At 60.4% G+C, this 10682-nt stretch carries 9 protein-coding genes; 8 read left to right on the forward strand and 1 reads right to left on the reverse strand.

Going from position 1 to position 10682, the window contains the following annotated elements; genetic code table 11:
• The 6 genes from ACTO5E_RS08325 to ACTO5E_RS08350 form a co-directional block, all read left to right on the forward strand.
• On the forward strand, window positions 1-741 hold a 741-nt coding region (locus ACTO5E_RS08325; protein ID WP_482302951.1), incomplete at its 5' end, for a carbohydrate ABC transporter permease.
• Window positions 742-882: 141 nt separating this feature from the next.
• Window positions 883-2487, forward strand: coding sequence for a family 43 glycosylhydrolase (locus ACTO5E_RS08330; protein ID WP_482302952.1), 1605 nt, complete (start codon window positions 883-885; stop codon window positions 2485-2487).
• Window positions 2488-2581: 94 nt separating this feature from the next.
• Window positions 2582-2788 carry a hypothetical protein gene (locus ACTO5E_RS08335; RefSeq protein WP_482302953.1) on the forward strand — a complete coding sequence of 69 codons (207 nt, stop codon included), beginning with the start codon at window positions 2582-2584 and terminating at the stop codon, window positions 2786-2788.
• Window positions 2789-2906: 118 nt separating this feature from the next.
• Window positions 2907-5438, forward strand: coding sequence for a beta-glucosidase (locus ACTO5E_RS08340; protein ID WP_482302954.1), 2532 nt, complete (start codon window positions 2907-2909; stop codon window positions 5436-5438).
• Window positions 5439-5748: 310 nt separating this feature from the next.
• Window positions 5749-7227: an alpha-N-arabinofuranosidase gene (locus ACTO5E_RS08345; RefSeq protein WP_482302955.1), complete on the forward strand. Its 1479-nt coding sequence runs from the start codon at window positions 5749-5751 to the stop codon at window positions 7225-7227.
• Window positions 7224-7493, forward strand: a complete 270-nt coding sequence (locus ACTO5E_RS08350; protein WP_482302956.1) for a DUF6171 family protein — start codon at window positions 7224-7226, stop codon at window positions 7491-7493. The genes ACTO5E_RS08345 and ACTO5E_RS08350 overlap by 4 nt, the downstream gene beginning before the upstream one ends.
• Before the next feature lie 148 nt (window positions 7494-7641).
• Here the strand turns inward: ACTO5E_RS08350 and ACTO5E_RS08355 are convergent, their stop codons facing one another.
• The gene (locus ACTO5E_RS08355) at window positions 7642-8646 is read right to left on the reverse strand and encodes an aldo/keto reductase (RefSeq protein WP_482302957.1); all 1005 of its coding nucleotides are present in this window, start codon (window positions 8644-8646) and stop codon (window positions 7642-7644) included.
• A 155-nt stretch (window positions 8647-8801) separates the two neighbouring features.
• On the opposite strand from ACTO5E_RS08355, the gene ACTO5E_RS08360 reads away from it, so the two are divergent.
• Both ACTO5E_RS08360 and ACTO5E_RS08365 read left to right on the forward strand, forming a co-directional pair.
• Window positions 8802-9350 carry a recombinase family protein gene (locus tag ACTO5E_RS08360; protein WP_482302958.1) on the forward strand — a complete coding sequence of 183 codons (549 nt, stop codon included), beginning with the start codon at window positions 8802-8804 and terminating at the stop codon, window positions 9348-9350.
• Window positions 9351-9658: 308 nt separating this feature from the next.
• The coding region (locus ACTO5E_RS08365) for a hypothetical protein (RefSeq protein ID WP_482302959.1) at window positions 9659-10682 on the forward strand (1024 nt) is incomplete at its 3' end.

Genomic DNA, 10682 nt, shown 5'->3' on the forward strand with positions numbered 1-10682 from the left:
GGGCTTGTGTGGGCCCCCTTGGGCAAGCCTACCACCGGCGGCTACGGCATTGTGCTCAGCAGCCCCAATATTCTGACAGGCTACGCCAACACCGCCTTTTATGTGATTGTGGGCACCACCATCAGCATGATCCTTACCATTATCGGCGCTTACTGCCTGTCCCGCAAAAGCTTCAAGTTCCGCAATGTTTTCATGCTTATTATCTCCTTTACCATGCTGTTCAACGGCGGCATGGTGCCCACCTACATGGTGGTGCGCAACCTGGGGCTGTATGACAGCCGCTGGGCGGTCATCATCCCCGGGGCCATCTCAGTGTTCAACCTGATCATTCTGCGCACAGCCTTCATGGAGGTGCCCGAGTCCTTGGAGGAGTCGGCCAAGCTGGACGGCGCCAACGAGTGGACCATCATGTTCCGCATTATTGTGCCTCTTAGCAAGGCCTCCATCGCGGTGATTCTGCTGTACTACGCAGTGGGCATCTGGAATTCCTGGTTCCCGGCCATGATCTACCTGAAGGACCGGGGCAAGTTCCCCCTGCAGCTGATCCTGCGTGAAATTCTGCTGCTCAACGACACCCAGGTCATGACCAGCAGCGCCGACGCGGTGAAAAACGCCCAGCTGGAACGCAAGCTGGTGAAATACTGCACCATTGTGGTAAGCACCCTGCCCATCATGTGCTTCTACCCCTTCATTCAGAAGTATTTCACCAAGGGCGTCATGATTGGCGCGGTGAAGGGCTAAGCCTGTTCGTTCATTTATTCATTCCGTTCGATTCCCCTGACCATCCGGCAGGGGAATCGGCATATCTCCGGCTGTTTCCAGGCACCCGCCGCGCCCCGGCGGGCATTCCCCGGGTCAACCGAAACTGAAAGGAGCCTCCTTATGAAAATCGATATCCGCAAGACCTTTATCAATCCCATCGTTCTGCCCGACTATCCTGTCCTGCCCGCAAGAGGCAGCCGGATTCAGCCTGACGAGGACGGCCAGGCTGCCATGCGCCGTATGGACGCCTCCTATGCCTGGGGCCGGGGCGGCAAGCCCCTGGTGAGCATGGACACGCTGATGGAGGAGGACGGCCATCCCGTCCCCATGAAGGGCTTGGGGGATGTGCTGAACTTTGCCTACGGCAAAGCCGCCCAGAACGACGTGCGGGCTACCGCTGACCCCTCCGCCTACTATTTTGACGGCAAATGGTATCTCTACATCACCTCCGGCGCAGTGTATGAGAGCGAAAATCTGGCGGACTGGACCGTCCGCCATGAGGACAGCTGGATGCCCATCTCCGCCCCCATGGCCCCCACGGTGGAGGCGTATCACGGCAAATACTACGGCGCGGCCAACAACACCCCGCTGTTTGTGTCCGACAACCCTGTGGGCCCCTGGACCCAGGTGGGGGACTGGACCCTGCCCGACGGCCGGGAGTTTGTGGCAGGGGACGTGATGCTGTTCCGGGACGACGATGACCGGCTGTACCTGTACTTTGGTCTGGGGCCCGCCATTCTGGGGGCCGAGCTGGACCCGGAGCGGCCCAACCATCTGCTCACCAGCCCCAAGGTGCTCATTCCCTTTGTGAAAGAGAATTACTGGGAGCGGTACGGCGGCAACAACGAGAACTGGGGCCTGGGCTTTATCGAGGGCAGCTGGATGGTGAAGCACGGGGAGCGGTACTATCTGGTGTACTCCTGCGCGGGCACAGAGTTCTACACCTATGCCATGGGCGCCTATGTGGCTGACTCCCCCCTGGGCGACTTCCGCCCCCAGGCCAAAAACCCTGTCTCCCGCAACCGGGACAAGGGCCTGTGCAAGGGCGGCGGCCACGGTTCCTTTGTCAAGGGGCCCAATGACAGCCTGTGGATTTTCTACACCATCCCCCTGTGCGTGGACGCCACCATGGAGCGGCGCATCGGCATGGACCCGGCGGGCTTTGACGAGGAGGGCAACCTGTTCGCCCTCACAGGCATCGACGTGCCCCAGTGGCGGCCCGGGGTAATGGAGCGCCCCGAGCTGGGCAACGCCACAGAGCTGGTGCCTGTGACAGTGTTCAAGACCACCCAGGCCTCCTCTTGGGCGGACGGCCACTACCCCATGTACGCCCTGGACGAGGCCCTGCACACCTGGTGGCAGCCCGCGCCGGAGGACAAGGAGCCCAGCCTGGCCGTGTGCCTGGGCGGACGCTACCATGTGCCGGCCTTCCGGGTGATGTGGAAGGACATTGGCATGGACCTGAACGCCGGGGTACTGGGCGGCGCTTACCAGTATGTGATCGAGACCTCTCTGGACGGAAAGAGCTGGACCGTTGCAGCAGACCTCTCGCACAACGAGACCGACCTGTCCGTGGCCTATCACCCCATTGACACTGTGGTGGCCAGCTTTGCCCGCATCCGCATTCTGGGCGCGCCAAAGGGCATCACCCCGGGCCTGCTGAACTTCACCGTGTTCGGCGAGAGCATCTACAAAACCAACATCCAGTTCAAGGCGGAGGCCTGAGCCCGCCAGAGAAAAACAGAGCCGGTCCACCCCGCAGGCAAGGTCCTCCGTCAAACAAAAGCATGTTTTCCCGGCAGAAAGGAGAGGAAGCCCCATGAAGAACAGCCAGCCCAAAAAAGACCCCTTCATCGCCATGAACAGCTCCCAGCCCAGCGGCCCCTCGGGCGTCAGTGTAGACACCCAGATCATGGTGACGGGCGGGAAGAAAAGCGAGGAACAGTTCTATGCGGCCCACTCCAATGAGGGGAGGGCAAAGGGCCTTTTCGGCAAAATACGGGCCCTGTTTCAACGCAAGCCTTAGAAATTTTACGCCTTTCCCCTTGCAGTCGAAAAGCATACGGCCCAAGTCGCGGGCTTGCGCGGGCGTTCAGACTCTGCTATAATGACAGCATCAGATCAGCAAGAAGGGAGCGTATACCATGAACAAAACCTATGCGGACCAGGCCCCCCGCCTGGCCCTGGCCCGGCAGCTGGCTGTAGAGGCCATGGTCCTGCTGAAAAACGAGGACCAGCTTCTCCCGCTGCCTGCCGGAAAAACCATTGCCCTGCTGGGCCAGACCCAGCTGGAGACCATCATCGGCGGGGCGGGCTCCGGGGCCTCCCACAGCGAGGGCTCCCTGCAAATCAGGGAGGAGCTGGCAAAGGCCGGCCTTACCCTTGAGCCCGGCCTGGACGGCTTCTACCAGGAGCTTGCCCAACAGCGCCGTCAGGAGGCTGAAAAGAAGCAGCAGGAGGGCGGCGACTGGCGCAAGCAGTTTGAGGGCCTGGTGGCCAGCGGCATGATTTACGAACTGTTTGGCCGCTACACCGCTGCCCAGGAGGAGCCCATCCCCCAGAGCGGGCTGTGGCAGGCCGCGGCCCAGGGCACAGACACCGCCCTGGTGGTCATTGGCCGGGCCACCGGCGGCGAGGAGTGCGACCGCCGGGTGGAGGACGACTATCATCTCACCCCCTCAGAGCAGGAGCTGCTCTCACAGGCCTGCGCCCATTTTGAGAAGGTGGCCGTGGTGTTCAACTGTGCCGGGCTGGTGGACCTGAGCTGCACCCAGCAGTACCCCCAGGTCAAAGCGGCCCTGTTCATGGGCCCCACAGGGGAACAGGCCGCCGGAGCCCTGGCGGACCTGGTCACCGGCAAGGCAGCGCCCTCGGGCAAGCTGAGCCAAACCGCCGCCCTGCGCTATGAGGACTACCCCACTGCCAGGCACTTCTCCTGCACCCGGGAGGACCCGGAGGCCCTGCTCACCTACGAGAGCTATGGACTGGACAAGGAGCAGAACGGCAGCAAGGGCTTTGCGGCCAGCCCGGTCACTGTGTACCAGGAGGACGTCTATGTGGGCTACCGGTATTTTGACAGCTTCCAGAAACCGGTGCTGTACCCCTTTGGCTTTGGCCTGAGCTACGCCTCCTTTACATGGCAGGCCGGAAGCCCCACTATTGCAGGGGGACAGCTGACAGTCCCGGTGGCAGTGCGGAACACCTCCGCCCAATACCCGGGCAAGGAGGCCGTGCAGCTGTATGTGCACGCCCCCGCCGGCCGGCTGAAAAAGCCCTGGCAGGAGCTGAAGGCCATTGCCAAAACGCCTCTGCTTCAGCCTGGGGAGAGCTGCGAGGTCGCCCTGTGCTGCGGCCTGGAGGACCTGGCCTCTTTTGACGAGGTCGGCATGTGCTATGTATTGGAGCCCGGCGAGTACGCCCTGCTGGTGGGGACCGGCTCTCACAACACAGCCCCGGCAGCGGCGCTGGACCTGCCGGAGCAGCTGGTCACCCGCAAGGTCACGGCAGACATTGGCCTGAGCCCGGTCAACCGCGGCAAGGTGGAGTTTCTGTCGCCCCAGGCCCAACGCCCGGCGGAGAGTCTTGCCGGCCTGCCCCGGCTGACGGTTACAGCAGACTGCCTGGCCGTGAACTGGCCCAGCCACACCGCCTACCAGAATGATGTGGCTCCGGCGCAGTCCACTTTGGCGGACGTAGCCGCCGGGAAGGTGTCCATGGAGGCTTTTGTCAACCAGATGAGCCTGAAGGAGCTGGCCGTGCTGTGCAATGGCTATGGCCCGGGCCTGCCCTTTGGGGGGCTGGGTCATGAGGAGCTGCCCGCCACCATACAGGACGAGGAGGGGAAGGACATTGCCTGCAACACCCATCCCAGCGCCATGATGGGCTATTGCAATCCCGCCATTGAGAAGTACGGCGTCTACTCCACCTGGTATAAGGACGGCCCTGCCGGTGTGGGCAAAACCGCCTGGCCCACCGGCATGATGATCGCCTGCACCTTCAGCCCGGAGCTGGCCTATGAGTTCGGCAGCGCCTGCGGCTGCGAGGCGGAGCAGATGGGGGTGGGCAGCTGGCTGGCCCCTGGCATGAACCTGATCCGCAACCCCATTGAGGGCCGGGCCTTTGAGTATTTCTCCGAGGACCCCTGCCTGTGCGGGCTGATGGGCGTCCAGATTACCAAGGGAGCCCAGGAGAACAACCACATCACCCTGTGCCCCAAGCATTTTGCCCTGAACGAGCAGGAGACCTACCGCCGGGGCAACGCCAAGAAGAACATCGACGCGGTGGACACCATTGTCACCGCCCGGGCCGCCCGGGAGCTGTACCTGCGGCCCTTTGAGCAGGTGGTGACCAAAGCAAAGCCCACCACGCTGATGACCTCCTTCAACAAGCTCAACGGAACCTTTGCCGCCGGGAACCATGTGCTGTGCACAGAGATTCTCCGGGGGGAGTGGGGCTTTGACGGCGTGGTGGTCACCGACTGGGGAGACATGGACATGGTGGTGGACGGCGCGGACGCAGTGCAGGCTGGCAACGATGTCATCATGCCCGGAGGCCCGCCGGTCATCGCCCAGGTGCTCAAGGGCTATGAGGAGGGCCGGGTAGACCTTGCCCACCTGCGCCAGGCCGTGGCCCATCTGATGAACTACCTGATCAGCGCAAAGGCATACGAAAAGTAACATACTATATATAATAGGAAAGACAGAGAGCAGCGGTCTGACCGGGCAGCCGGCCGGACCGACGCTTTTTTCTTGTGCCCGGGCAGGCCGGGAATCAGGCTCCGCCTCTGCCGGGTGGAAAAATAACGGGAAATTCTCCCTATTCCGGTTGCTTTCAGGCTGCTTATCTGTTACTATGTAGTCACAGCAGTCTGTTATAGTTAACGCAATCACAGGCGTGCCCGCGCAGCCCTGCTTGAAAATCGGTAAATATGGATTTTCAAGTGCGTTTCCTATAACCCGTCAACAATCCTATTACGGAGGCATTCATATGGCAAAAGCAATCATCAACGGAAGCCGCTCCAAAGGCGTCATTCACCCCAATATCTACGGCCACTTCTCCGAGCACCTGGGCCGGTGCATCTATAACGGCATTTATGTGGGCGAGGGCTCAGACATCCCCAATGTCAACGGTATGCGCACCGACGTGGTGGAGGCCCTGAAGAAAATGGGCATTCCCCTGCTGCGCTGGCCCGGGGGCTGCTTTGCCGACACCTACCACTGGCGGGACGGCATCGGCCCCAAGGAGAGCCGCAAGAAAATTGTCAACACCAACTGGGGCGGGGTGACGGAGGACAACAGCTTTGGCACCCACGAGTTTCTGGAGCTCTGCCGCCAGCTGGGATGCGAGCCCTATATCTCCGGCAATGTGGGCAGCGGCACAGTGCAGGAGTTCTCCGACTGGGTGGAATACTGCAACATGGGCGGCCAGTCCCCCATGGCGGAGGAACGCCGCCGCAACGGCCAGGACGCCCCCTGGAACGTGAAATATTGGGGCATCGGCAACGAGGCCTGGGGCTGTGGGGGCAATATGCGGCCAGAGTTCTACGCGGACCTCTGCCGCCAATACGCAACATATATGCGCAACTACGACAGTCAGCACCAGATCTATAAGATTGCCTCTGGGGCCAATGTAGAGGACTACCGCTGGACCAAGGTGGTCATGGAGCAGGCCGGGCACTGTGTGGACGCGGTAAGCCTGCACTACTACACCCGCCCCCGCACCGCTGACTGGAACGACAAGGGCCCGGCCACCGGCTTCCCTCTCAGCGAGTATTACTCCACCCTGGCCAACACCCTTTACATGGAGGAACTGGTGGAGAACCACAGCCGCATCATCCGGCAGTATCAGGGAGACCGGCAGGTGGGCCTGTGCGTGGACGAGTGGGGCACTTGGTTCGACGTGGAGCCGGGCGCCAACCCGGGCTTCCTCTACCAGCAGAACACTATGCGGGACGCTTTAGTCGCGGCCATCAATCTGAATATCTTCAACAACCACTGCGACACCGTAGTCATGGCCAACATTGCCCAGCTGGTGAACGTGCTGCAAGCCGTCATCCTCACCGAGGGCAAGAGCATGCTGCTCACCCCCACCTACCATGTGTTTGAGATGTATAAGGGCCACCAGGGAGCCAAGCAGCTGGAGAGCTACATCGGGGCAGCGCTTGCCGGCGAGGGGGAGAACCAGGTGCCCAACCTGCACCTCTCCGCCAGCGAGAGCCAGAACGGCCTGCTGGTCACCGTGGCAAACCTGAGCGCTCAAGACAGCGCAGAGCTGGACTGCGCCCTCACGGGCCTGGGCAAGGTAAGCCAGATTCAGGGCCGGGTGCTCACCGGCGAGCCCGGCGCGTTCAACGACTTTGGCTCTGAGGAAGCTGTGAAGCCCAGCCCCCTGGCCGCTGCGCTGACCAAAGACGGTTTCAAGGCTACACTGCCCGCCTGCTCGGTGGCGGCGTTTACCCTGAGATGAACCGCCCCGCCTGCAAACGCTGCCTCCTGCACGAGCTGGACGGCGAATACTTCCGGTCCATCTATCAGTACATTGCCAGCATCCCCAGCGAGCAGAAGACCCCGCCGGAGGAGTACGCCCGCCGCCTGGCCCTGTGCCGGGCCTGCGAAAGCCTGCAAAACGCCATGTGCGCCCAGTGCGGCTGCTTTGTGGAGGTGAGAGCGGCCAAGCAGGTCCAACGCTGCCCCACAGGCCGCTGGACCGAGGACTCAAGGAAACGCACATAAAAATCGGTATCCACCGATTTTCAAGCTGGGCGGCGCAGCCTGGTCCCCAAAAAGGAAGAACGCCTCTTTTGACTGCGGTCACAAAAAAGAAGCAGACACACTTCTGTGTGCCTGCTTCTTTTTCTTTGCTCAGGACTGGGTCCGGGGCTTACCCTGCAATCTTGTCGATTTCCGCCAGCTCCTCCGGAGAGAACTCGGTGCGAGCCGCCGCAGAGATGTTCTCCACAATCTGCTCCGGCCGGGAGGCCCCAATGAGCACCGAGCACACCTTGCCGTCCCGCAGCACCCAGGAGAGGGCCATCTGAGCCAAGGTCTGTCCTCTGCGCTGGGCAATCCTGTTCAAAGCGTCGATCTGCCCCAGCCGCTCCTCGGTCCGGGCCGAGGCAGTCAGGAACCGGGGGTCCCGGCCCATACGGCTGTCAGCGGGAATGCCCTTCAGGTATTTGTCGGTGAGCAGGCCCTGGGCCAGGGGGCTGAAGGCAATGATGCCCAGGCCCTCCCTGGCGCACAGCTCCTTCACTCCGTCCCGCTCAATCTCCCGGTTGAAGATGGAATAGGCCCGCTGGTTCACCACAAAGGGGCAGTGCTGCTCTCGGAAGAACCCAATGGCCCGGCGGGTGTACTCCTCATTATAGTTAGAGACCCCCGCGTACAGAGCCTTGCCCTGGCGTACAATGTCCGCCAAAGCCTGCAGCGACTCCTCCAAGGGGGTGTCAGGGTCCATGCGGTGGTGGTAGAAAATATCCACATAGTCCAGCCCCATGCGCCTCAGGCTCTGGTCCAGGCTGGACATGAGATACTTCCGGCTGCCGCCGTCCCCATAGGGCCCCTCCCACATGTCATACCCGGCCTTGGTGGTAATCACCAGCTCGTCCCGGTAGGGCATAAAGTCGTCCCGCAGCAGCCGGCCCAGGCTCTCCTCTGCGCTGCCATAGGCAGGGCCGTAGTTGTTGGCCAGGTCAAACTGGGTAATGCCGTGGTCAAAGGCAGTGCGGGCCATGGCCCGCATGTTGTCGTAGCTGTCCCGGCTGCCGAAATTGTGCCAGAACCCCAGCGACACCGCCGGAAAGCGCAGCCCGCTGCGGCCCACCGGGTGGTAGGGCATGGCCTCATAGCGGCGGCTTTCCGCCTGATAAATGTTGACATTTGTCATGGGAGATTCTCCTTCTGCTGGTTTAATAGGGGCTTTTCCGCTATTATATCCTGTTCCGGCAGGGGAATCAACCACCTTTTTTCATAGGCTCCCACCACTTTTCTGGCATTTGCGGGCACAATATGTCAAAGAGAATGCAAAAGGAGGCACAGCTTATGGCAGTTTACGGCTATGCCCGGGTGTCCAGCTGCGACCAGAACGAGGCCCGGCAGCTGGCGGCGCTGCAGCAGGCAGGCGCGCCGCCCCAGGGCATTTTTGTAGACAAGCAGTCCGGCAAAGACTTCCACCGCCCCCAATACCAGCGGCTGCTGACAAAGGTGAAAAATATCGACGTCTGCGTGCTGGACATGCCCCTGCTGGACACCCGCCAGGGCCGGGACCTGATGGGCACATTTATTGCCGACCTGGTGCTGCAAATACTCTCCTTTGTGGCCCAAAGCGAGCGCGAAAGCATCAAAAGCCGCCAGCGCCAGGGCATTGCCGCCGCCCGCGAAAAGGGTGTGCGCCTGGGCCGGCCCCCCGCCCCCCTGCCCGAAAGCTACCTTGCCGCCTACCGCCAGTGGCGGGCAGGGGCCCTCACCGGGGCCCAGGCGGCGCGGCAGTGCGGCATGGCGCTTTCCACCTTCCGCTACAAGGCCGGGCTGCTGCAAGGGGCGGAAGAATACGAGACGGGCTCTCTTGCAAAAAAGTGTACTTTTTTGTAAGGTGGATTTGTGCAAAACTTGGTGGGTATTCTGCCGGTTTTTCCATAAATACCCCTTGCAAAAATAGTCAACCTGTGGTACACTTAAGGTGCTTTCAAGCAGACGGGCTCTCTTGCAAAAAAGTACACTTTTTTGTAAGGTGCTCACAAGGCGAGGAGGCGCGTTCTGCGAGGGGGCAGCGGCAGATACGGCGGTATCTTGTAGAGAGGGGGAAAGCGGGACACAAGCGATAGTGCCGCTATCGGCGGGCCTCAACGCCAGAACTTACAAAAAAGCAAGTATAAACACAAGAAGGAGGCTTTTTCGCAATGAAAAAGAGGTTTTTTGCCGGAATTCTGGCCTTGTGCATGCTGCTCACCATGCTGCCCATGGCGGCGTTTGCGGCGGAGGAGCAGCCAACCACGGCCCCAGACAAGCCAGAGGAGATTTTCTATCTGGCTGAGGTAGGCAATATTGTGGCTGCGAGCGGGTTGAATGAAAATAACACAGCCCCTTACACTTTTTCCGTTAAATTCCCTAAAGCTCCTACTATCGAAGCTGGGAAAATCATTTGGGCAAAGGTAACTTTCCCTGATACAACCGAGAAGGCGGGCGAAAAGGCGCTCGGCATTATTCTGGCTGAGAGTCAGGCTCAGGAGACCAAAGCGTCAGATCATAACATTTTCAGCTTTAGCCTTGCTAATAAATCTCAGTTTGAGCATTGGCCCGAAGGTATAGAGCCGGCCACCAGTGCAGATAAGCTCACGACCGGCAAGTACAAAATTGAGGTATTCTATGGTGATAAGCCCGCTAAAGCAGACCAAAATAGTTCCCGCGATGTGGTAAGCGATGAGAACAAATGGGCTGAGTTGCCGAAAGACCACACCCCGCTTGGAGAGGCGACCACAGTTGAGGTAACTGCCAACGACGATGCTAAGGAAACACAGGGCTTCACTGTTGGGGGCATTTCTGGTGAGATTCTTGGCAAGACCTTCGTCGATTGCAAGCCTGAGAAAGGCAGCGACGGCAACTACACCTTTACCGGCGAGGCCCTTCAGGCCGATAATTGGACTGAGTTCTCCTCTGTTCAAGAGCAGCAGAGTGGCCACTACATCGCCCTTACGATGCACGACGCTCTCCATCGTCCCATCAAGATCACCAGCAAAAGCGAAAACAATTTGGAGAAGACTGTTCCCAACGGCGGCACCGTGGTGACCCGTTTGGAGAACTACAAGGATGGCATCAAGTGCGAGACTTCTATTAAGGTTGGCAATACAACTGTCAAGCTTGACATGTCTTCCCTTCTGCCTAATGAATCTGCCGTAAAGGTCGAAAACATCAACTTCAAGGCCG

The sequence above is a fragment of the Acutalibacter sp. genome, from assembly GCF_056800975.1.